This is a genomic window from Stenotrophomonas sp. NLF4-10 (assembly GCF_022359915.1).
In the GTDB taxonomy this organism is placed as follows: Bacteria; Pseudomonadota; Gammaproteobacteria; order Xanthomonadales; family Xanthomonadaceae; genus Stenotrophomonas; species Stenotrophomonas daejeonensis.
Map to the genome: position 1 here is coordinate 275,429 of NZ_JAKSEE010000003.1, position 21,443 is coordinate 296,871.

Annotated in this window: 18 protein-coding genes; 8 read left to right on the plus strand and 10 right to left on the minus strand. The window is 68.9% G+C overall.

Going from position 1 to position 21,443, the window contains the following annotated elements; translation table 11 throughout:
• Nucleotides 1-72: 72 nt before the first annotated feature.
• The 4 genes from mlaD to MIC98_RS01340 are packed head-to-tail and all read left to right on the plus strand — an operon-like array spanning nt 73 to nt 2,569.
• On the plus strand, nt 73-600 hold the full coding sequence (gene mlaD, locus MIC98_RS01325; protein ID WP_239735034.1) for an outer membrane lipid asymmetry maintenance protein MlaD: 528 nt from the start codon (nt 73-75) through the stop codon (nt 598-600).
• Nucleotides 597-1,265: an ABC transporter substrate-binding protein gene (locus MIC98_RS01330; protein ID WP_239735035.1), complete on the plus strand. Its 669-nt coding sequence runs from the start codon at nt 597-599 to the stop codon at nt 1,263-1,265. Before mlaD ends, MIC98_RS01330 begins: the two co-directional genes overlap by 4 nt.
• Complete coding sequence (locus tag MIC98_RS01335) at nt 1,255-1,563, plus strand: STAS domain-containing protein (protein ID WP_239735036.1); 309 nt, start codon at nt 1,255-1,257, stop codon at nt 1,561-1,563. Before MIC98_RS01330 ends, MIC98_RS01335 begins: the two co-directional genes overlap by 11 nt.
• A 1-nt stretch (nt 1,564) precedes the next feature.
• Entirely contained in the window at nt 1,565-2,569 is a 1,005-nt protein-coding gene (locus MIC98_RS01340) for a VacJ family lipoprotein (protein WP_239735037.1), read from the plus strand.
• A 236-nt stretch (nt 2,570-2,805) separates the two neighbouring features.
• Here MIC98_RS01340 and MIC98_RS01345 read toward each other — a convergent pair whose 3' ends face one another.
• A complete protein-coding gene (locus tag MIC98_RS01345; protein ID WP_239735038.1) occupies nt 2,806-3,348 on the minus strand; it encodes a glutathione peroxidase in 543 nt (180 codons plus the stop codon).
• Nucleotides 3,349-3,380: 32 nt separating this feature from the next.
• A complete protein-coding gene (gene rmuC, locus MIC98_RS01350; protein WP_239735039.1) occupies nt 3,381-4,922 on the minus strand; it encodes a DNA recombination protein RmuC in 1,542 nt (513 codons plus the stop codon).
• Between the two features lie 119 nt (nt 4,923-5,041).
• Between rmuC and MIC98_RS01355 the strand changes: the two genes are divergently transcribed.
• Nucleotides 5,042-5,401 carry a DUF488 family protein gene (locus MIC98_RS01355; RefSeq protein ID WP_057640418.1) on the plus strand — a complete coding sequence of 120 codons (360 nt, stop codon included), beginning with the start codon at nt 5,042-5,044 and terminating at the stop codon, nt 5,399-5,401.
• Nucleotides 5,402-5,628: 227 nt separating this feature from the next.
• The gene (locus MIC98_RS01360; protein ID WP_239735040.1) at nt 5,629-7,062 is read left to right on the plus strand and encodes an amino acid permease; all 1,434 of its coding nucleotides are present in this window, start codon (nt 5,629-5,631) and stop codon (nt 7,060-7,062) included.
• Between the two features lie 111 nt (nt 7,063-7,173).
• On the opposite strand, the gene MIC98_RS01365 is transcribed toward MIC98_RS01360, so the two are convergent.
• Both MIC98_RS01365 and MIC98_RS01370 read right to left on the minus strand, forming a co-directional pair.
• Nucleotides 7,174-8,412 carry a dipeptidase gene (locus tag MIC98_RS01365; RefSeq protein ID WP_239735041.1) on the minus strand — a complete coding sequence of 413 codons (1,239 nt, stop codon included), beginning with the start codon at nt 8,410-8,412 and terminating at the stop codon, nt 7,174-7,176.
• Between the two features lie 121 nt (nt 8,413-8,533).
• Nucleotides 8,534-9,703 (minus strand): class I SAM-dependent rRNA methyltransferase, encoded by a 1,170-nt coding sequence (locus MIC98_RS01370; RefSeq protein ID WP_239735042.1) that lies wholly within the window; start codon nt 9,701-9,703, stop codon nt 8,534-8,536.
• Nucleotides 9,704-9,977: 274 nt separating this feature from the next.
• Between MIC98_RS01370 and MIC98_RS01375 the strand changes: the two genes are divergently transcribed.
• Nucleotides 9,978-10,937, plus strand: coding sequence for a TerC family protein (locus MIC98_RS01375; protein WP_057640415.1), 960 nt, complete (start codon nt 9,978-9,980; stop codon nt 10,935-10,937).
• Between the two features lie 185 nt (nt 10,938-11,122).
• The gene (locus MIC98_RS01380) at nt 11,123-11,887 is read left to right on the plus strand and encodes a rhomboid family intramembrane serine protease (protein WP_239735043.1); all 765 of its coding nucleotides are present in this window, start codon (nt 11,123-11,125) and stop codon (nt 11,885-11,887) included.
• A 92-nt stretch (nt 11,888-11,979) separates the two neighbouring features.
• Here MIC98_RS01380 and MIC98_RS01385 read toward each other — a convergent pair whose 3' ends face one another.
• The 6 genes from MIC98_RS01385 to rnpA all read right to left on the minus strand — a co-directional run bounded on the left by MIC98_RS01385 (nt 11,980) and on the right by rnpA (nt 21,419).
• The gene (locus tag MIC98_RS01385; RefSeq protein WP_239735044.1) at nt 11,980-13,053 is read right to left on the minus strand and encodes a glycerophosphodiester phosphodiesterase; all 1,074 of its coding nucleotides are present in this window, start codon (nt 13,051-13,053) and stop codon (nt 11,980-11,982) included.
• A 210-nt stretch (nt 13,054-13,263) separates the two neighbouring features.
• A complete protein-coding gene (locus MIC98_RS01390; RefSeq protein ID WP_239735045.1) occupies nt 13,264-14,880 on the minus strand; it encodes an ATP-binding cassette domain-containing protein in 1,617 nt (538 codons plus the stop codon).
• Between the two features lie 182 nt (nt 14,881-15,062).
• On the minus strand, nt 15,063-16,412 hold the full coding sequence (gene mnmE, locus MIC98_RS01395; RefSeq protein ID WP_239735046.1) for a tRNA uridine-5-carboxymethylaminomethyl(34) synthesis GTPase MnmE: 1,350 nt from the start codon (nt 16,410-16,412) through the stop codon (nt 15,063-15,065).
• Nucleotides 16,413-16,414: 2 nt separating this feature from the next.
• Nucleotides 16,415-19,084, minus strand: coding sequence for a polysaccharide deacetylase family protein (locus MIC98_RS01400; protein WP_239735047.1), 2,670 nt, complete (start codon nt 19,082-19,084; stop codon nt 16,415-16,417).
• Nucleotides 19,085-19,251: 167 nt separating this feature from the next.
• Nucleotides 19,252-20,961 carry a membrane protein insertase YidC gene (gene yidC / locus MIC98_RS01405; RefSeq protein WP_239735048.1) on the minus strand — a complete coding sequence of 570 codons (1,710 nt, stop codon included), beginning with the start codon at nt 20,959-20,961 and terminating at the stop codon, nt 19,252-19,254.
• Nucleotides 20,961-21,419 (minus strand): ribonuclease P protein component, encoded by a 459-nt coding sequence (gene rnpA / locus MIC98_RS01410; RefSeq protein WP_239735049.1) that lies wholly within the window; start codon nt 21,417-21,419, stop codon nt 20,961-20,963. The genes yidC and rnpA overlap by 1 nt, the downstream gene beginning before the upstream one ends.
• Nucleotides 21,420-21,443 lie beyond the last annotated feature (24 nt).

The window sequence follows — 21,443 nt, forward strand, 5'->3', positions numbered from 1 at the left end:
CGGGGATCAAACGAAAAACCCGCTTCGATCTTCACGACGAAGCATTTGCCGGATCAGGAGTGAGACAAAAACATGGCCATCCGTGGACCTCGACTCGAATTCTCCGTCGGCGCCTTCCTGCTGCTGGCGCTGGCCTCGCTGCTGGTGCTGGCGGTGGCCTCCACCAACCAGCGCTTCGGCATGGGCGGCGGCGACTACGTGCTGACCGCGCGCTTCAGCCAGGTCGGCCAGCTGCGTAAGCAGGCACCGGTGAAGGTGGGCGGCGTGACCATCGGCCAGGTGGCCGATATTCAGCTGGACCCGGTTAAATACGACTCCGTCGTGACCCTGGCGCTGGACGGCAGGTTCAAGGATCTGCCCGCCGACACCTCGGCCGGCATCTTCACCAGCGGGCTGCTGGGCGAGAGCTACATCGGCCTGCAACCGGGCGGCGACCCGGACGTGCTCAAGTCCGGCGACGAAATCGTCTTCACCCAGCCGGCGGTGGACCTGATCCAGCTGGTCGGCAAATACATGTTCAGCGGCGGCGGCAGCACTCCGGGCGCCAATGCCGACGAAACCCACGGCGCCGACGCGCCCGCAACGGAACCGCAACCATGAAGACCAAACTGCTCGCCACCGTGCTTGCCTCCCTCCTGCTGGCCGCCGCCCCGTCGCTGGTGCAGGCGCAGGCGCGCCCGGCCGCCACCGCCGCGCAGCCCTCGGCCGCGGCACGCACCGTGCTCGACGCCAGCACCCGCATCCTCGCCACGCTGGAAACCCGCCGCAACGAGTTCCGCGCCAGCCCGGCGGCGCTGCGCGGCTTCATCGACAGCGAGATGAGCCGCAGCTTCGACCGCGACTACTCGGCACGGCTGGTGCTGGGCGTGCACGGCCGCGGCGCCTCCGACGCCGACGTCAAGCTGTTCGCCGACGCGATGGCCGACAATCTGATGGCGCGCTACGGCTCCACCCTGCTCGACATCCAGGGCAAGCCCAGCTTCCGCTACCGCAGCGAGGCCGCGCTGCCGGGCAACCGCGGCGTCAAGGTCAGCACCGAGCTGGTGCGCGCCGGCAGCGAGCCGACCCCGGTCGAATACCTGATGCGCAACGTCGACGGCCAGTGGAAGGTGTTCGACGTGATGATCGAGGGCATCTCCTACGTGCAGACCTTCAAGAACCAGTTCGACACGCCGCTGCGGCAGAAGTCGATCAAGGACGTGGCCGCCGAACTGCGCGGCGGCAGCCTGCAGGCCGGCGCGGGACCGGCACCCCGTGGCAAGTGACGCCAGCGCGCGCATCGAAGGCGATGCACTGTTCCTGGCCGGTACCCTCGACCGCGCCGCAGCGGTGACGCTGTGGCCGCAGCTGGCCCGCCAGGCGGGGCAGTTGCGGCGGCTCGACCTGAACGCGGTCGAGCGCGTGGACAGCGCCGGCGTGGCGTTGCTGGCCGAACTGGCCGCGCGCCTGCGCGGCAACGGCGGCGGCGCCATTACCGGCACCCCGGCCGGGCTGGACGAACTGCGCGCCGCCTACCGGTTGTCGCCGTCCCTCGATTTCAATGCATCCACGGCAGGAAGCTGACATGAACCCCATCCGCACCCTTCTCCTCCTGGCCTCCATCGCGCTGCTGTCCGCCTGTGCCGGCAAGCCGGTGCGCGACGCCGCCCCGCCGCAAGCGACCGTGGTGGCCCCCGCCCCGGCCGAGGCCACCAGCGAGGCGGAAGTTGCGACGACCGAGGTTCCGCAGGCTGCCGGAGACGCGGTTGCCGGGCCGGCCACCAGCGCGCAGGACGACGCCATCGTTGCCGCCAGCGCGGACAACGGCGCCCCCACCGACGCGGAAGACGACTTCGCCGCGCTGTATGGCGGCACCGCCGAAGCCAACGCCAATGGCAGTGGCGCGGCCACCTACGACCCGTGGGAGGGGTTCAACCGCAAGGTGCACCGCTTCAACAACGCGGTGGACCGCGGCGTCGCCCGCCCGCTGGCCACCGCCTACGTGCACGTGGTGCCGCGCTTCGCCCGCACCGGCATCAGCAACTTCTTCAGCAACCTGCGCTCGCCGCTGACCGTGGTCAACCAGCTGCTGCAGGGCCATGCCGACGACGCCTGGGACACGCTGGGCCGCTTCCTGATGAACTCCACGCTGGGCCTCGGCGGCCTGTTCGACCCGGCCAGCAAGGCGATGGTGCCCAAGCGCAACGAGGACTTCGGCCAGACCCTCGGCGCCTGGGGCTGGCGCCAGTCGCGCTACGTGGAGCTGCCGTTCTTCGGCCCGCGCACCGTGCGCGACGTGTTCGGCCTGGCCGGCGACACCCCGCTGTCACCCATCCGCGGCATCGAGTCCGACAAGGTCCGCATCGGCCTGCAGGGCCTGCAGCTGGTCGATACCCGCGCCCAGCTGCTGTCGCTGGACGAACTGCGCGACAGCGCGGTGGACGAATACACGCTGACCCGCGACGCCTGGCTGCAGCGGCGCAACTACCAGATCGAAAGGGACCTGCGCCACGACCGCCGCCGCCACGAGGACGACGAGCAGGCCCCGATCCCGGTCGATGCGATGCCGATGCCGGACTGGGGGCGTTGAGCGCCGGCGCGCTTCGCGTAGCTGCCGGGCTTGCCCGGCAGGGAGCTCCCGGCAACGCCCCCGGCGGGGCAAGCCCCGCCGCTACGTCAAGCGCGCTGTCGGCGATACGGAAAAGCCCGGGGAAGCCCGGGCTTTTCACATCTCCCAAAAGGTAGGTCGGGGTTACTCCCCCGACGCTTCCTGCAGGGCATGCCGAGGGCGTTATCACGACCTGCCCTCGGTGCCCATTGCTCCGGTCAGGCCGCCAGTGCCGCGTCGATTGCCGCACGCAGGCGCGCATCGTCGGCGGTGACGTCCGGTGCGAAGCGGCCGACCACCTGCTCGTCCCTGCCGATCAGGAATTTCTCGAAGTTCCACAGGATGCCCGGCGCCGGGTTCGGCTCGATGTTGAAGCCGGCCAGTTTCCCGCGCATCGGGCCCTCGCCGGTGGCGGCCGGCTGCGCGGCAATCAACTGCCGGTACAGCGGGTGCACGTCGCTGCCGGCCACGCTGACCTTGGCGAACATCGGGAAGGTCACGTCGTAGGTGAGCGAGCAGAACTGCCTGATCTCGTCCTCGCTGCCCGGCTCCTGCCCGTTGAAGTCGTTGGCCGGGAAGCCCAGCACTTCCAGCCCGGCAGCCTTCTTCTCGCGGTACAGCTTTTCCAGCCCTTCGTATTGCGGGGTAAGGCCGCATTTTGAGGCGACGTTGACCACCAGCAGTACCTTGCCGGCGTAATCGCCCAGCGTGGCCGTGGCACCGTCGATGGTGGTCAGGGGAATGCTCTGGAGAGCGGTCATTGCGGTTCCTCGGGGTGGGGAAAAGGGTGCCATCAAGCCGAGCCTTCATCGTCCTCGGCGGCCAGCGAGCGTACCGCCTCCGGCTGCAGTTCCGGCGGCAGCGCCTTGCGCGCCTTGCTGCCGAGTTCGGCCAGCCGACGGGCGCGGTTGGACAGCGATTGTGGGGAATCGGTGAGGCGGTTGCGGGCGCGGCCGAAGGCCTGGCTGGCGTCTTCCAGCTTGCGGCCGACGCCGTCGAACTCGGCAAGGAAGGCGGACAGCGCGTCGAGCACCTTGCCGCCGGTATCGCTGATTTCCAACGCCTGCCGCTGCACCTTGTCGCGCGTCCACAACCGCTCGGTGACGCGCAGCAGCGCCATCAGCGTGTTCGGCGAGGCGAACACGACGCGGCGGTCGAAGGCGTAGGACTGCAGGTCCATGTCCACGCCGAGCGCGGCCGAGAGCGCACCTTCGATTGGCACGAAGGCGATGGTCACGTCCAGTGCGTCGCCGCCGATGGCTTTGGGATAGTTCTTGTCGCCCAGCTCCTTGACGTGCTGGCGCAGGCCGATGGCGTGGCGGCGCAGGGCTTCGTCCTGCTGCTCGGGCGTGGCCGCGTTCATGGCCTCCTGCCATGCGATCAGGTTGACCTTGCTGTCGATCACCACGCTGCGCTGGTCGGGGAAGCGCACGACCACGTCGGGGCGCAGGCTGGCGCCCTCGTCATTGGTCGCATGCGCCTGGCGCTCGTAGTGCACGCCTTCTTCCAGCCCGGAGCCGCGCAGCACGTTGTCGAGCATCAGCTCGCCCCAGTCGCCGCGCACCTTGGCGCTGCCCTTCAGCGCGCTGGTCAGCGCCGCGGCCTGCGCGGCCATGTCCTGGTTGAGGGTCTTCAGCTCGCCCACCGCGCCGAGCAGGCTGGCGCGCTCGCGCGCCTCCTCGCCGTACAGCGTGTCCACGCGCTGGCGGAATTCGCCGAGCTTGTCGGCGAACGGCTTGAGCATGGCCTCGATGTCGGTGCGCGACTGGCCGGTGGCCAGGCGCACGTTCTTCTCGAACTGCTGGCCCTTCTCGTCGAACACCTTGCCGGCCAGTTCGGTGAAGGCGGCCGACAGATTTTCCCGCGCCGCGCCGACCCACTGGCGCAGTTCTTCTTGCGCTTGGCGCGCATGCTGCAGCTCGGCCTGCAAGCGCGCGTTGCCGGCCTGGGCCGCGTGCAGGGTTTCGCGCTGGCGCTCCAGTGCTTCCTCCAGTTCGGCGATGCGTGCCCGCGCGGCGGCCAATGCCGCATCGCGTTCGCCCAGCCGCACCTCGGCCTCGGCCGACTGCGTCGCTTCGCGCTCCACACGCTGGTTCAACGCGGCCAGCACGCGCGCCTGCTCGGCCTGCTGGCCACGCTCGTGCGCGATCTCGGCCGACAGCGATTCCAGCCGCCCGCGCAGTTGCCCGGCCTCGACCGCGGCGGCATTGGCGCGCTGGCGTTCGGCATCGAGTTCACGGGCCAGCCCGCTGCCGCCGGTACGGCGCAACAGGAACACCAGCAGCACGATGACGGCCAGCAGCAGGCCGGCCAGGATCAGGATTTCGGTTTGCATGCGCCGCAGTGTAGCCCCGCGCGTCTCACCGGCTGCGCCGCGTCGGCGGGAATCACTGGCGTATGCTTGCGTGCATCCGGGGCAGGAGACTCGCCGCCCCGCACCTCACGGAGGCCGGCATGATCATCCACTGCAAACGCGCCTACGAAGCCGCCAGCGCCGGGGACGGCCAGCGCTTCCTCGTGGACCGGCTGTGGCCGCGTGGGGTCAGCCGCGAGCAGCTGCAGGCGCAATGGCTCAAGGACGTGGCGCCCAGCACCGAGCTGCGGCAGTGGTTCGACCATCGTGCCGAGCGCTGGGACGCGTTCCGGCAGCGCTACCAACAGGAGCTGGCCGCGCACCCGCAGTTGCTGGCGCCGCTGCGCGACGCGCTGGACGCCGGGCCGGTGACGCTGGTGTATGGCGCGCGCGACACCGAGCACAACCAGGCCGTGGCCCTGCGCGAATACCTGCTGTCGCATCCGCGCCGCACGCCGTAGGTACGGGGCTTGCCCCGTACGTGGCTTCACCGGGAAAGCTTCGTGTGGGGCAAGCCCCACACCTACGGTGGTCAAGCCATCGCACCCCGGCCGTTTTATGCCGAATTCTTCATCCTGACTATCGGTCACCGCCAAACCCTGCGGAAACCGCGGGAATTTCTGGCTTTGCTGCGTTGCGTTCGGCGAAACTCGGCCACTTCCGTGTTTTCACCCACCGCGAGGCCCGCATGCAATCCTGGCTCCGGCGCAAGCCCATCGACCAGCTCACCGAACACGAAGAAGGCCGCCGCCTGATCCCCACCCTGAGCTGGCCCCACCTGGTCGCGCTGGGCATCGGCGCCATCGTCGGCACCGGCATCTACACGCTGATCGGCGTGGGCGCGGACAAGGCCGGCCCGGCGGTACTGCTGTCCTTCGTCATCGCCGGGGTCGTCTGTGCCTGCGCGGCGCTGGCCTACGCCGAGCTGTCGACGATGATGCCGGCCGCCGGCAGCGCCTATACCTACAGCTACAGCGCGCTGGGCGAAACCATCGCCTGGGTGGTGGGCTGGAGCCTGATCCTCGAATACTCGCTGGTGGTGAGCACCGTGGCGGTGGGCTGGTCGGGCTACTTCACCGGCTTCCTGGAATGGGTGCATACCCAGTTCGGCTGGAATGTGATGCTGCCGCAGGCGCTGGCCGCCGGCCCGCACGTGGAAGGTGGCTTCCTCAACCTGCCGGCCATCGTCATCACCTTCCTCGTCGCCGGCATGCTGATGGTCGGCACCCGCGAGAGCGCCACGGTCAACGCGGTGCTGGTGGTGTTCAAGCTGATCGCGCTGGCGATCTTCGTGGCGGTGGCGCTGCCGGCGTTCGACCCGGCCAACCTGCAGCCGTTCATGCCCTATGGCTTCCCCAAGTCGATCAGCGCCGACGGCGTGGAGCGCGGGGTGATGGCCGCCGCGGCGATCATCTTCTTCGCCTTCTACGGCTTCGACGCGATCTCCACCGCCGCCGAGGAGACCAGGAACCCCGGCCGCGACCTGTCCATCGGCATCGTCGGCTCGATGATCGGCTGCACCATCATCTACCTGGTGGTGGCGCTGGCCGCGGTGGGCGCGATGAACTACACGGTGTTCGGCAAGAGCGCCGAGCCGCTGGCGCTGATCATGCGCGAGCTGGGCCACGGCACCGCCGCGCTGGCGATCGGCGTGGTCGCCATCGTCGCCCTGCCGACCGTGCTGCTGGCGTTCTTCTACGGCCAGAGCCGCATCTTCTTCGTGATGTCGCGCGACGGCCTGCTGCCGCGCGGGCTGTCGCTGGTGAACAAGCGCACCGGCACGCCGGTGACCATCACCGTGTTCACCGCGGTGCTGGTGGCGGCGCTGGCCGGGGTGGCACGGCTGGACGAGATCGCCGCGCTGGCCAACGCCGGCACGCTGGCCGCGTTCACCGCGGTGGGCCTGTGCCTGCTGGTGCTGCGCAAGCGCGAGCCGGGGCGCGTGCGCAGGTTCCGCACGCCGCTGGCGTGGCTGGTCGGCCCGGTCGCCATCGGCGGCTGCATCTACCTGTTCTTCAGCCTGCCGGCCGCCACCCAGAAGTGGTTCCTGGTCTGGAACGTGCTCGGCCTGGTGGTCTACGTGCTGTACAGCCGTCGCCGCGCGGTGCTGGGGCGCGGCTGATCGCATCCGCCGCTTCATGTTCATGCGGGGCGAGCCCCGCATCTACAAGAGCGTCGTCCTTGTGCGGGTGCCGGGCTTGCCCGGCGCTGGCCTTCCCCCGTGGCGCGGAGTCTACGGGGCCTGCTTCGCCACGTAGTCCTGCGCCTGGCGCATCACCCGCAGCACGTTGCCGCTCCAGATACCGGCGATCTGCGCTTCGCTCAGGCCGCGCTGCTGCAGCCAGGCGGTGATCCTGGGCAGGTCGGTGACGTCGGCCATGCCCGGCAGGCCGCCGCCGCCGTCCCAATCCATGCCGATGCCGACGTGCGCGGGGCCGACCACGTCGAGGAGGTGGCCGAAGTGGGTGAAGAAGTCGTCCAGCGTCGCGCGCCGGCGCGGGATGCGCTGGTCCAGCTCGGCCATCGCATGGGCCAGTTCCACGCCCTTCTCGATCGGCATGTCGTCCCAGCTGCCCAGCCGCCGTTCGATCTCCTGCTCGGCCTGCCTGCGTTCCTCGCCCGGCGTTTCATCGACGAGGTAGCCGCCGTAGGCGTTGACCTGGATCACCCCGCCCTTGGCCGCCAGCTGGCGCAGGCGCGCGTCGTCGAGGTTGCGCGGGTGGTCGAACACCGCCTTCGACGCACTGTGCGAGAGGATGAACGGCACCGGCAGCATCGCCAGCAGGTCGTCGAACACCGCGTCGGAGGCATGTGACTGGTCGATCACGATACCCAGCTTCACCGCCTGCTCGACCAGCGCCTTGCCGGCCGGGCTCAGGCCGTTCCACTCCGCGCCCTTGGGGTCGGTGGCCGAATCGGCGAACTCGTTGTTGGCGAAGTGCACGGTGGACAGCAGCCGCAGCCCGGCGGCGTGGTAGAAGCCCAGCAGCGAGGGGTCGGCCACCAGCGGGCTGGCGTTCTCCATGCTGATGTAGACCACGCGTTTGCCGGCGGCCTTGATCCGCGCCGCGTCATCGGCGGTGAGCGCCAGCTGGAAGCGGTCCGGGTGCGCGGCCAGCATCTCGCGGATCTCCATCAACCGGCGCAGGCCGTGGTCGCGCTCGATCAGGTGCGCAGCGTCGCTGCGGTCGCCCTGGTCGGTATAGATCGCCCAGAAGCCGCCGTCGAGCGCACCGTCGAGCATGCGCGGGTAGTCCACCTGCGACAGCGCGTTGTGGTCGTGGCGGTGGGTGATGTCGAAACCGGGCCGGGCAAGGTTGGCCGGCGTGTCGAGGTGGCTGTCCAGGGTCAGCAGGCGCTGTTGCAGGGCCTTGGCGCGGGCCAGTTCGGCGGCGCTGAAATCGACGGCATGGACGGACAGCGGCGCGCCCAGCGCCAGTGCAAGCAGCAGGGACAGACGACGCAGCGACATGCGGGCCTCGGCATTCGGGAAAGGCCAAGACCTTACCGCCGCATCTTGCTTCCCGGTAGTGCCGGCCGCTGGCCGGCAACCTCGCATCCATGCGGATGCCGGCCAGCGGCCGGCACTACCGTCAATCCACCACGCGGCAGAACACGGCCTTGAGGTAACGCGATTCCTGCACGTGCGCCATGAACGGATGGTCCGGGCCGGCGCCGGCCACCTTGAGGATCTGGATGGTGCGGCCGGAATAGAACGCGGCGCGGCGCAGCATGTCCAGGAACTGGTCCTCGGCCACCAGTCCGGTGCAGGAGAAGGTGGCGAACAAACCGCCGGGCTTGACCACGCCCAGTGCCAGCTTGTTCATGTCCAGGTACTTCTTCAGCGCGGTGATGACCTGGTCGCGGTCGCGGGTCATCTTGGCCGGGTCGAGGATCACCACGTCGTACTGCTCGCCGCGGTTGGCCGCGTCGCGCAGCCACGGGAAGATGTCGGCCTGCACGAACTTCGGCTTGACGTTGTTCAGGCGCGCATTGCCCTTGGCGATGGCGATCACGTCCTGGTCGATGTCCACGCCCAGCACTTCGCTGGCGCCGCGAGCGGCGGCATACACCGCGAAGCCACCGGTGTTGCAGCACAGGTCGAGCACGCTCTTGCCCTCGACCAGCTGGCTCAGCCACTGCCGGTTCTCGCGCTGGTCGGCGAAGAAGCCGGTCTTGTGCGCGCCGGCCGGGTCGGCGCGGAACTTCACCCCATATTCGCTGATGACCGCCGGTTCGGTGGTGGTGTTGCCGTGGAAATCGAAGCTCTCCTGCTTCTGCACGTGCTCGTCGGCGAAGCTGTGGAAGCGGCAGCCGGGGAACTGCGCGCGCAGCGCGTCGTAGATCCATTCGCGGTGGCGGAACATGCCGGCGGCGAAGAACTCGACCACGATCAGGTCGCCGTAGCGGTCCACCACCAGCCCGCTCAGGCCGTCGCCCTCGCTGTGCACCACGCGCCAGGCGTCGGAGATTTCATCGAGCCTGAGCACGTCGCGGCGCAGCGATACGGCCTGCGCAATCTTTTCGGCGAACCAGCCGGCATCGATCGTCACTTCCGGGCGGGTTTCCAGGATGCGCACGGCGATGCGCGAGTGGCCGTTGTAGAAACCACGGCCGATCCACTCCCCGTCCACCCCGATCACGTCGACGAGGGTGCCGGATTTGGGCTTGGCGGCCGGCTTTTCGACCAGTTTCTGGAAAATCCACGGGTGGCTGGAGCGCCACGCGTTCTTCAGGCGTACGACGGGCAGGGGGGTATTCATGGGCGCCATTGTAACGGTGGCCGGGCTGGCCCCGCGGCGCATTCATTGACTGTAACGGCGGCAGGCCGCACTATCCGCGCTCGAAGGGGAGTAGCTCCCAGACGTTGTCGCCGTCAATTCGAGCCGCAAGGCTCCGGTGCAACGGCAGTCCCACGGGGCTGTGAGCAAGACCTTCGCCGTACTGGCGAAGCGTCTGCACCCGGAATCCTTGCATCTTCCGTCGCAGCCCTCGCCGTCCGGTTCGAGGCTCATCTCAATTTCCGACGGAATCGATATGCAAACGATAGGCAATGTGTGGATGTGGGGCGGCTTCGTCGCCGTGGTGGTCGCCGCGCTGCTGGTCGACCTGGTGCTGATGCGCCACGGCGGCCCGCACAAGGTGACGTTCAAGGAAGCGCTGTACTGGTCGGCCGGCTGGGTGGCGCTGGCGCTGGCCTTCAACGCCGGCCTGTGGTGGTACCTGCACGAAACCGCCGGCGCGGCGGTGGCCAACGAGGTCGGCCTGCAGTTCCTGACCGGCTACCTGATCGAGAAGGCGCTGGCGGTCGACAACATCTTCGTGTTCCTGCTGATCATGGGCTACTTCGCGGTGCCCGAGGTGCAGCGCCAGCGCGTGCTGGTGATCGGCATCCTCGGCGCGATCGTGCTGCGCACGGTGATGATCTTCGCTGGCAGCGTGCTGGTCAGCCAGTTCCACTGGCTGCTGTATGTGTTCGGCGCGTTCCTGCTGTTCACCGGCTGGAAGATGTGGTTCGCCGCGGGCGAGGAACCGAGCCTGGACGACAACCCGGCGCTGCGCTTCATGCGCCGCCACCTGCGCATCACCCACGAGTACAACGGCAACCGGCTGCTGGCCGAGAAGGACGGCGTGCGTTGGTTCACGCCGATGTTCGTGGTGCTGGTGCTGATCGCGGTGACCGACGTGATCTTCGCGGTGGACAGCATCCCGGCGATCTTCGCCATCACCACCGACCCGTTCATCGTGCTGACCTCCAACGTGTTCGCGGTGCTGGGCCTGCGCGCGATGTTCTTCCTGCTGGCCGGCATGGCCGACCGCTTCCACCTGCTGCCCTACGGGCTGGCGGTGATCCTGGGCTTCATCGGCGCCAAGATGCTGCTGATCGACGTGTTCCACATCCCGGTGCCGGTGTCGCTGGGCGTGGTCGCGGCGATCCTGGCGATGACGATGGTGCTGAGCGTGAAGCTGCCGCCGCGCGGCAGCCACGGTACGTAACCGGATCGCTCCCTCCCCTGTAGGAGCGAGTCGCGAGGGGCTTTACCGGGAAAGCGTCATCGCGACTGGCGTCGCTCCTGCAGGGGGAAGCAAGCGGCAGCGGCCAGCATTGTCCCGCCACCGGCACACCGGCTTCCCGCGGGAGCGCACTTGCATTCGCCGCGGGGCGCCGCAATTCCTCCTGCATGGACACGTCAACCGACATCGCCATCGGCAACGATCGCCGCCGCGTGCTGCGCGCCTTCAACCTGAGCCTGGGCTTCGTGCTGCTGCTGGTGGCGATGTTCGCCGCCCAGCAGACCCACTGGGATTGGCGCCCGCTGGCGGTGGCGCCGCACGCGCTGGCCGGCCTGTGGGGCCTGCTCGGCGCGCCGCTGCTGCACGGTTCGGTCGAACACCTGGGCGCCAACGCCGCGGCACTGCTGATCCTCGGCACCCTGGCCGGCAGCGTCTACCCGAAGGCGACGCTGCGCGCCCTGCCGCTGCTGTGGCTCGGCTCCGGGCTCGGCGCGTGGCTGCTCGGCGAGGCCGGCAGCCACCACCTGGGCGCCAGCGGCGTCACCCACGGCCTGATGTTCCTCGTGCTCGGGCTGGGCCTGCTGCGCCGCGACCGCGCCGCCATCGCCGCCGGCATGATCGGTGTGCTGTTCTACGGCGGCATGGTGATGACCGTGCTGCCGCACGAGCCGGGCGTGTCGTGGCAGTCGCACATGGGCGGCGCCGCGGCCGGCATTGTCGCCGCGCTGCTGTTCCGCCACGCCGACCCGCTGCCGCCACGCAAGCGCTACAGCTGGGAGGACGAGGAAGACGCGTTGCCTGGCACACAGACCGACGGCGAACTGGAACCACCGGCCCCGCAGGACGTGCCGGTATTGTGGCAGCCACGCGAAGGCCGCGATTACGACGTGGTGGTGCCGCTGCGGCCAAGGCCGCGCCGCGACGAGCCGTAGGTGCGGGGCTTGCCCCGCACGAGCCTCACCGGGAAAGCCCCATGCGGGGCAAGCCCCGCATCTACGAGGCAATTCCATGCATTCGGAGCCGATCAGGGCATGCCGCCCTGCGCCACCGCGTCGCCATCCACCGCGCGCCGGCCCAGTGCCGGGTCGTCGGTGAAGAAGGCATCGATGCCGGCCCGCAGGTAGGCACGGATCTCGGCAACCGCACCTTCCGGGTTGCGCGCATTGGCCCCGCCCTGCCGCAGCGCCGGCGGCAGAAACGGGTTTTCCGGGCGGAAGGTATAGGCCACCACCGCCAGCCCGGCCGCGTGCGCATCGGCGATCAGCGCGGTCGGCGCACCCAGTTCGCCACGCGCATCCAGCGGCAGCAGCTGGCGGCTGTCCACGCCGATGGCATCGGCATAGCCGGCGATCTCGCGCAGGCCGGCCGGGGTCATCATCCGTGCATAGGTCAGGCTGCCGCCGGCCAGCGCCACGTCGGCCGGAACCACCTCGGGCGCATCCAGCAACTGCAGCAGGCGGATGTTCGACCCCTTGCCGATGCGCGCGCGCAGCTGGCGCAGGTTGGCCGTCTCGAACGACTGGATCAGGATCGGCGCGACGTTGGTGTAGGAATCGGCGCGCAGCGTTTCCAGCAGGCGTTCTTCCATCGGCAGGCCAATGCCACGGAAATAGCTGCCGTGCTTGATCTCCGGCGCCAGGCCGATACCGCGGCCGGCACGCGCGGCCTGCTGCACGAGGAAGGCGATGATCTCGTTCAGCGTGACGATGCGGAACTCGCCGTCAAACGCGGTGCCGCGCAGCTCCGGCAGGCGCTCGCGTACGCGCAGCGTCTTCAGTTCGGCAAGGGTGAAGTCCTCGGTGAACCAGCCTTCGACCGTTTCGCCGTCGATCACCTTGGCGGTGCGGCGCGAAGCGAATTCCGGGCGTTTGGCAACGTCGGTGGTGGCGCCGATCTCGTTCTCGTGGCGCGCCACCATCACCCCGTCACGGGTCATCACCAGGTCCGGCTCGATGTAGTCGGCGCCATCGGCGATGGCCTGCGCATAGGCCGCCAGCGTGTGCTCGGGCAGCAACGCGCTGGCGCCACGGTGCGCGTACACCGGGACGTGCGAATAGCGTTGTGCGGGAGCGGCGGCCATCGCCACCGAGGATGCCATGCACACACCCACCGCCACAGCCAGAACCGCTTTGCCGAACACCGCCGCCTCCTTGTTTCCATTGCCGGAAGGAGCGGGAGTGTGGCGAAGGGATGTGACCGGCGTGGGACAGGAGCTTGCAGGAGCGACGCGAGTCGCGACCGGGCTTTACCGGAAAAGCCTTGTCGCGACTCGCGTCGCTCCTACGGACGTTTTCGGCCGGCGTGGAGGTCAGGGTGGCAGCCTGCGCCATCCATTGGCCGCGGCATGCAGCCTGCCGGTGATGCCGATGCCATGCAGGAACGCCTCGTCGTGGGCGGCCACCAGCAACGTGCCCGGCCAGTCGCGCAGCATCGCCTCCAATGCCTGCATCGCCTCCAGGTCGAGGTGGTTGGCCGGCTCGTCCAGCAACAACAGTTGTGCCGACGGCTGCGCGTACAGGGCGCAGGCCAGTGCCAGCTTCATGCGCTCGCCGCCGCTGAGGGTTTCCACCGGCTGCCGCACGCGCTCCGCATCCAGGCCCAGCAAGGCCAGCCGGGTGCGCAGCTCCGCCTCGGCCATCGACGGGTTGGCATGGAGCAGTTGCGCCGTCGCCGTCGCCCGTGGCACGGGCAATGCCAGATGCTGGTCCAGCCACGCATGCGGCGCACTCGTTTCCACCGTGCCGTGCAGCGGCTGCAGGCGGCCAGCCAGCACCTTGAGCAGCACCGACTTGCCGCTGCCGTTGCGGCCGGTCAGTGCCAGCCGCTCGCCCCGGCGCAGCAGCAGGTCGATCGCGGCCAACGGCCCCTCGATGAACGGCAACGCCACCTTGTCCAGTCGCGCGATGCGCTCGGGCGCGGCCGCAGTGAACGCGGCCGGCAGCAGCACCACGGGCGCCGGGTCATCGACCTGCGCGGCCGCCAACCGCACCTGTTCACCCAACTGTTCGCGCTGCGCCTGCTGCTGCAGGTGCGCCTTGCCGGCGCTGGCCTGCGCCCGCTGCTTCTGCCCGCCGAGCAGGATCGGCGCCTGGTTGCTGTCCGCGGCCTGCCGGTTGCCGCGGGCGCTACGGCGTTCGAGTCTTTCCCGCTGCTCGCGCAGCAATTGCTCGCCCTGCCTGCGTTCGTGGCGGCGCTGTTGCAAGGTACGTGCCGCCAGTGCCTTTTCCTCGGCACGGCGGGCAGCATGGAATTCGTAGTTGCCACCGTGGCTGCGCAGGCCAAGCGGGGACAATTCGACGATGCGCTGCATGTCACCCAGCAGTTCGCGGTCATGGCTGACCACCAACAGGCCGCGCGGCCAGCGCCGCAGCTGATTGCGAAGCAACCTGCGGCCCTGTGCGTCGAGGTGGTTGCTGGGTTCGTCGAGGATCAGGAAATCGGCTTCGGACAGGAAGGCACCGGCCAGCGCCACGCGCATGCGTTGGCCGCCGCTGAGCTGGCAGGCTGGTGCGTCGGCTGATACGCCCCTCAGCTCCATTTGCTCCAGCTCGGCCCGCAACTGCGCGCGCAGCTCCCAGCGCTCGCCCAGCGTTTCAAAGTCGGCAACGTCGCTGCTGCCCGCCTCGATGCGTTGCAACGCGGCCAGCGCGTCGCCCAGGCCGGCAAGGTCGGCGACGCTGTCGGTGGGCAAGGCATCGACCTGCTGCGGCAGGTAGGCCACCGGCCCCGAGCGCAGGCAGCGCCCGTGCGTGGGTTGCAGGTGGCCGGCCAGCAACCGTGCCAGCACGCTCTTGCCCGCGCCGTTGCGCCCGACCAGACCGGTGGGCCGCGCGTCGAAGGTTTCGTTCAAATCGGAGAACAGCAGTTCGCCATCGGGCAACTGCCAGCAGACGCTTTCGAGCGTCAGAAACGGAGTCGTGGTCATTGCATTCCATCCATGCCCGGATCACCCGGCTGCCATCGGCAGCGGGACTTCGCAGGGCCGCAGCAGCTGCGGCGGGCATCAATGGCGCATCGGACCGGACTCCTTCATGGAACAAGGCCGCCATAGCGGCGGCGGGCAAAGACTAACCGGCGGTGGGTGAATGGTTCAATGCCGGCGGGAAGTCATTTGCCGATGCAGAAGCTGGAAAAAATGCGGCCCAGCAGGTCGTCGGCGGTTATGCGGCCGGTGATTTCGCCAAGGGCATCATGGGCGAGGCGCAGCTCCTCGGCGGCCAGTTCCAGTTGGTCGTGGTGCAGTTGCGCGGCGGCAGTTTCAAGATGTTCGCTGGCGCGGATGATGGCCTGCACATGGCGTAGGCGCGCGGAGAATTCGCCTTGCTGGCCTTCGCCGGCCCCGTGGCCGGCGATCTCGCGCAGGCGGGTGTGCAGGTGTTCCAAGCCCTGTCCGCTGGCGGCGGAAATGGCGAGGGTGTCTTCGCCCAGTGATTGCGGCCACTGCGGCAGCAGGTCGCATTTGTTGAGTACCCACAGCTGCCGCGCCGCTTGCGTGGCGGCATCGCCGATGGCCTGCTTTCCGGCTTCCGGGTCGCGCGCATCGAGTACGACGATGGCGATGTCGGCGCGCTGCATTTCCTCACGGGCGCGGCGCATGCCTTCGCGCTCGATGGCGTCGCCGCCTTCGCGCAGGCCGGCGGTGTCCACCAGTTCCAGTTCAAGGCCGTCGATGCGGATGGTCTCGCGCAGGGTGTCGCGGGTGGTGCCGGCGATGTCGGTGACGATGGCACGCTCGCTGCCGGCCAGTGCGTTGAGCAGCGAACTCTTGCCGGCATTGGGTGGGCCGATCAGTACGGCGTGCAGGCCGTCACGCAGCTTGCGGCCGCGTTCGGCGTCGAGGCGCAATTGTTCGAGCGACGTCCGAGCCTGCTCGACACCGGCACGCACCTGCGCACCGCCCAGCGTATCCAGCGGTTCGTCGGCGAAGTCGATGGCCGCCTCGACGTGGATGCGCAGCCGCACCAGCTGCTCGGCCACGTCCTCCACCCGGCGCGAGAACACGCCGTCGAGCGAGCGCCGGGCGGCGCGGGCGGCACGCACGTCGCCGGCGGCGATCAGGTCGGCGATGGCTTCGGCCTGCGCAAGATCGAGCTTGCCGTTGAGAAAGGCGCGCTCGCTGAACTCGCCGGCGCGCGCCTGGCGCGCACCCAGTTCGATGCAACGCGCCAGCAGCTGCCGCAGCACCACCGGGCTGCCGTGCCCTTGCAGTTCCACCACGTCCTCGCCGGTGAAGCTGCGCGGGCCGGGGAAATACAGGGCGATGCCGTCGTCGATAACTTCGCCTGGCGCATCGCGGAAGCGCGCGTAATGCGCGTGGCGTGGTCGCAATTCCGGGCAGCCAAGCGCACGCGCGATGTTTGCCGACGCCGGGCCGGAAACGCGCAGCATGCCGATGCCTCCGGCCGCCGCGCCGCTGGCGATGGCCACGATGGTGTCGCTGTTGGAAGTGGCGTCCATGCCTACAACTTCTGCAACTGCGCGCGTGCCTGGTTGGCGCCGCTGCCTTGCGGTTGCAGTTCCAGATAGGTGGTGTAGGCCTGCTTCGCCCTGGCCTTGTCGCCGCCGTGCAGGTAGGCGTCGCCGAGGTTGAGGTAGGCCACCGCGCGCGAGGGGTCGATCTTCAGCGTGTTCTCCAGCCAGCGCGCCGCTTCGGCATAACGCTGCTGGCGGTAATAGACGAAGCCGAGGTTGTTGGCGGCCTGGGCGAAATCCGGGCGCAGTTTCAGCGCTTCGGTGAACTGCGCCACCGCTTCGTCGTAACGCTTCTCGCGGTAAAGCTGCAGGCCACGGTCGTTGGCCTGCTGGGCGCGCTGGCGGTCGGAGGTCGGCACCGCCGCCGGCAGCACCAGCGTGTTGCTGCCGCCCTGCAGGTCGGCCACCGTCACCGGCGCCTCGCTGCCGCCCTGCACCGCTTCGACGCGATGGTTCAGGGCGATGGCGTCGGCCGAGAGCTGGGTGGTGTCGGCGTTGAGGAACTCCTGGCTGTCGGCCACCTGGAACACGAACTCGCCGCCCTGCGAGCCGGGCAGGCTGCCGAACGCCGGCGTCTGCCGCGATACCGCCGACACCGCCGGCGCGACGTAGGCGGCCAGTTCGGTACCGGTAATCAGGCCGTCGCCGTTGAGGTCGCCCTTGCCCGACAGCGCCTGCAGCAGCACCCAGGTGAACACCGAATGGCCATTGGGGCCGCTGTCGGCCACCTGCTGGTCGGCGCCGCCGGCGGTAAGCATCTGCCGCGCGGTGCGGCGTGCGTTCTCGCGCAGGAACGCCGACGAGGACGGCCCGCCGCGGGTCAGGCCCAGGCCGCTGTAGCAGGCGTCCATCACGAACAGCACGTGCTTGGCCTGCAGGCTCTCGGCGATGTTCTGCACGTCGGTCATGGCAATCGCGTCGGTGGCGAACTCGTCCGGGTTCGAATCCACCGGGATGATGTAGCCGAGGTCGCGGCCGGAGGCGAGCCGGCGGGTGGCGCCGTGGCCGGCGAAGAACACGAACACGCGGTCGTTCTTCTGCGTGCGGCCATCGGCGAGGCGGTCGTGGAACGCGGCGAGGATGTTGTTGCGGGTGGCCTGCTGGTTCTTCAGCACGATCACCTGCGAGGAAGGAAAGCCGAACTGGCCGGTCAGGGTGTCGGCGATGGCCTGCGCGTCGCGGCTGGCGTATTCCAGCTTCGGCCAGCTGGCGTAGTCGTCGATGCCGATGACGATGGCCCAGGATTTCTCGTAGCCGGTGGTGACGGTGGCTTCGCTGGCCGCGGCGTTGCGGGGGCGACTGACGGAGAAGTCGCGGCCGTTCCAGCCGGCGAACTGGTAACCGTCGGCGATCAACTTGTCGAGGATCTGCGGCAGCGCCTTGACCGCGCGGTCGTGGATGTCATGGAACAGGATGATGCCGCGCTGTTCCTTCTCCACCTGCGCCAGCACGCGCTGGACGATGGATTCGGGCACCGGGTCGGCCCAGTCCATCGAGTCGATGTTCCACATGATCGACTTCAGCCCGGCCTCGTTCAGCAGCTGCAGCCCTTCGGCGTTGCGCGCGCCATAGGGAAAGCGGAACAGCGGTGCGCGCTTGTCACCGACCTGGCGCAGCAGCACGTCGGTATCCAGCACCTGCTGGCGCAGCGCGTCGCCGCTGGTGCGCGAGAGCTGGGCGTGGGTAAGGCTGTGGTTGCCCACCGCGTAGCCGTCGGCCATCAGCTGGCGGCTGATGCCGGCCATCAGCCCGAGCTTGACCTTGCCGTCGGCGGCCACCGCACCGAGGTTGCGGCCGACCTCGAAGAACACGCCGGGCACGTCATAGCGCTTGAGGATGGCGACGATCTCGTCGGTGTGCGCCTTGTGCGGGCCGTCGTCGAAGGTCAGCACCACGGTCTTGCGCGGCAGCGCGCGGCCGAAGATCTCGCGCTCGCTGTCCTTCATCGACATCGGGTACGGCTCGATCACGCCGAAATCGCGCAGGATCGCTTCGCGGTCGTGGTGCTTGCGCAGGTGGGCGACGTAGTCGTCCCACTTCTCGCGTTTCAGCGCGATGGCGCGGGTGCGCTCGAAGCGGCTGAAGATGCGGGTGATTTCCTGGTTGTAGTTGCGCTCGATCTCGTCCAGCGCGTCGAGGTCCTCGCCGATGCGCTGGTGCAGCTTCACCGCCGGCAACGAGGAATCGGCGCCGATGCGTTCGTGCAGGTCGCGCAGCACCTCGCGGAAGGCGAGGCGGTCGGCGTCAAACAGTTCCGGCGCCGATTCGATGTAGTCCAGCACCGCGCCAAGGGCGGCAAAGCGCTGCGGGCTGGCATCGCGCAGCAACGCGTCGAACTGGCCGGCGATGGCCTGGCGCCGTTCCAGCCCGTCATGGAACAGCTGCTGGCCGATGCGGCTGGAGGTGGCGCGGTCGCGCGCGGATTGCGCGTCCTCGTCGGCCAGCAGCACGATGATGCGGCGGTAGTCGTCGAGCTGCTCCTGCAACGCCGCCAGCAATGGCGCGGCGGCGATGCTGCCATCCACGGCGGGTGGCGGCGAAGTGGCGGCAGGTGCCGCTGGCGGCGACGGTGCCTGCCCCTTGTCACCGCAACCGGGCAATGCCAGCGACAGGAGGACCGGCAACAGCAGACGGCACGATGCGGGGAAACGAAGCATGGAATGGGCTCGGGCGCAGGCGGCGACGAAAGGCCCGGTGATTCTAATGTAGGTGCGAGGCTTGCCTCGTACGGAGCCTTCCCGAGCAAGCGTGCAGCAGTACACCGGAAACGCAGCCCGGCCCGCGCCTGATGCAGAAAGCCCGCCTTGCGGCGGGCTTTCGCGGATCAGGGGGTTTCGACCTTGGCCGGCGACGGATGCATGCCGTGCTTCTTGGTCATCCACCACTGCTGGGCCAGGCTCAGGCCGCCGTTGACCACCCAGTACAGCACCAGGCCGGACGGCATGAAGGCCATCATCACGCCGAACACCAACGGCATGAACTGCATCATCTTCTGCTGCATCGGGTCCATGCCCGGCGCCGGCGTCAGCTTCTGCGTGAACCACATGATGGCGACGTTGATCACCGGCAGGATGAAGTACGGGTCGCGCGCGGTCAGGTCCTGGATCCAGCCCAGCCACGGCGCCTGACGCAGCTCCACCGACTCCACCAGCACCCAGTACAGGGCGAAGAAGATCGGCATCTGGATCAGCAACGGCAGGCAGCCGCCCAGCGGATTGATCTTCTCCTTCTTGTACAGCTCCATCATCGCGGTCTGGAACTTCTGCTTGTCGTCGCCGTAGCGTTCCTTCAGCTGGGCGATGCGCGGCTGGAACTTGCGCATCTTGGCCTGCGACTTGTACTGCGCGTTGGCCAGCGGGAACAGCGCCAGCTTCAGCAGCAGCACCAGGCCGATGATCGCCCAGCCCCAGTTGCCGACCAGCTTGTGCACGTGGTTCATCACCCAGAACAGGCCCTGGCCGATGATCGCCATCAGCGAGAAGCGGCTGTAGTCCACCACGCGGTCCAGGCCCTTCACGTCTTCCCGGGCGATCTGGTTGACCAGCTTGGGGCCGACCCACAGCCGTGCCTGGGTGCTGACCTTCTGGCCCGGGGCGACGGTGAAGCCAGGGCCGCGCGTTTCGATCACGTTGCGCGGGCCGTTCTGCGAGAGCAGGTACAGCGAGGCCTGGTCGGCCTGCGGGATCCAGGCGGTGAAGAAGTGGTGCTGCAGCATCGCCACCCAGCCGCCGCTGACGGTCTGGTTGAGGTTGCCGTCCTCCAGGTAGTCCTTGAACGCGCGGCGCTGGTAGCCGTCGGCCGGGCTGAACCAGGTGGCGCCGTTGAAGCTGAAGGAATCCGGGTTGGTCATGCCGCGGGTGAGGATGGTCGGCACGCGGTCGAGCTTGCGGAACACGTAGCCCTGCCACGGCGCGCCGCCGGCGTTGACCACTTCGTCGCGCACGCCGATGGCGTAGTCGCCGCGCTTGAAGGTATAGGTGCGCTGGATGCTGACGCCGTCCGGTCCGTTCCAGACGAACGGCACCTTCAGCTCGTCCTGGCCCTCGGCCAGGACGTAGTCGCGCTGGGCCTGCGCCGGCTGGAAGCCGTTGGCGCCCGGCGCGGCCGAACCACCCTGCCCGACCCAGCCGCTGGTCGCGCTGTAGGGGTGGGCCTTGTCCTCGGTGAGCAGCCGCACCGGCGGGCTGCCGGCGGCCTTGGTCTGCGGGAACTGCAGCAGCTCGGCGTCGAGCACGCTGCGGCCGTCGAGCACCAGCTTCAGCACGTCGGTGGCGACGCTGACGCGCGGCGCGCCGGAGGCGGCTTTCATCGCCGGTGCCGGCGCGGCGGCCTCGGCCTGGCCAGGCACCGTGGCCTGTGGCACGTTGCCGGCCGCTGGCGGCGCCAGGTCGGCATCGTCAGACGCCGGCACCGCCGGCTGGGCAGCGACGACGCTGGCCGGGTCGGGCGCGTTCTTCTCGCGGCTCCACTCCATCCCCAGCAGCACGACCACCATCAGCCAGGCGAAAATCAGGAATACACGGGTCTGGTTCATCAGCAGGCAGGCTCGGCTGGACCGGGCGGGTTGCCCGACGCGTTCAGGGAAGAGGGTTCGGCGCGCTTGCGCGGCGGCATTGTGCCGTCCGCACCCGTCGCCGGCAATGCGCCGGCACGGCGCAGCAGGCGGATGAACGCCTCACGGATCTGGGGATTGCCGGCGGTTCTGGCCGCCGCACGAGCGACCACGACGTAGTCGCCGCCGGCCAATTCGGGCCGGAGATGGCGCATGGCGTCGCGCAGCACGCGCTTGATGCGGTTGCGCCCCACCGCCCGCACGTCGACCTTCCTGGACACGGCCAAGCCCAGCCGGGCGGGAGTATCCGCTTTCAGCCAGTGCAGGGTCATCAGGGGGTCGGACACACGGCGGGCGCCGTTGAAGACCGAACTGTATTCGGCACGCGTACGAACCCGCGCAGAGCGAGGAAATCGCTTGCGCGGGTTGTCGGTGTTCACGATCACTATTGCGGCTGCCGCCAG

Bases quoted from the DNA above. Each gene is read 5' to 3' on its own strand.
- mlaD (WP_239735034.1), top strand. From the start codon at position 73: ATGGCCATCCGTGGACCTCGACTCGAATTCTCCGTCGGCGCCTTCCTG.
- MIC98_RS01330 (WP_239735035.1), top strand. From the start codon at position 597: ATGAAGACCAAACTGCTCGCCACCGTGCTTGCCTCCCTCCTGCTGGCC.
- MIC98_RS01340 (WP_239735037.1), top strand. From the start codon at position 1,565: ATGAACCCCATCCGCACCCTTCTCCTCCTGGCCTCCATCGCGCTGCTG.
- MIC98_RS01345 (WP_239735038.1), bottom strand. From the start codon at position 3,348: ATGACCGCTCTCCAGAGCATTCCCCTGACCACCATCGACGGTGCCACG.
- rmuC (WP_239735039.1), bottom strand. From the start codon at position 4,922: ATGCAAACCGAAATCCTGATCCTGGCCGGCCTGCTGCTGGCCGTCATC.
- MIC98_RS01355 (WP_057640418.1), top strand. From the start codon at position 5,042: ATGATCATCCACTGCAAACGCGCCTACGAAGCCGCCAGCGCCGGGGAC.
- MIC98_RS01360 (WP_239735040.1), top strand. From the start codon at position 5,629: ATGCAATCCTGGCTCCGGCGCAAGCCCATCGACCAGCTCACCGAACAC.
- MIC98_RS01365 (WP_239735041.1), bottom strand. From the start codon at position 8,412: ATGTCGCTGCGTCGTCTGTCCCTGCTGCTTGCACTGGCGCTGGGCGCG.
- MIC98_RS01370 (WP_239735042.1), bottom strand. From the start codon at position 9,703: ATGAATACCCCCCTGCCCGTCGTACGCCTGAAGAACGCGTGGCGCTCC.
- MIC98_RS01375 (WP_057640415.1), top strand. From the start codon at position 9,978: ATGCAAACGATAGGCAATGTGTGGATGTGGGGCGGCTTCGTCGCCGTG.
- MIC98_RS01380 (WP_239735043.1), top strand. From the start codon at position 11,123: ATGGACACGTCAACCGACATCGCCATCGGCAACGATCGCCGCCGCGTG.
- MIC98_RS01385 (WP_239735044.1), bottom strand. From the start codon at position 13,053: ATGGCATCCTCGGTGGCGATGGCCGCCGCTCCCGCACAACGCTATTCG.
- MIC98_RS01390 (WP_239735045.1), bottom strand. From the start codon at position 14,880: ATGACCACGACTCCGTTTCTGACGCTCGAAAGCGTCTGCTGGCAGTTG.
- mnmE (WP_239735046.1), bottom strand. From the start codon at position 16,412: ATGGACGCCACTTCCAACAGCGACACCATCGTGGCCATCGCCAGCGGC.
- MIC98_RS01400 (WP_239735047.1), bottom strand. From the start codon at position 19,084: ATGCTTCGTTTCCCCGCATCGTGCCGTCTGCTGTTGCCGGTCCTCCTG.
- yidC (WP_239735048.1), bottom strand. From the start codon at position 20,961: ATGAACCAGACCCGTGTATTCCTGATTTTCGCCTGGCTGATGGTGGTC.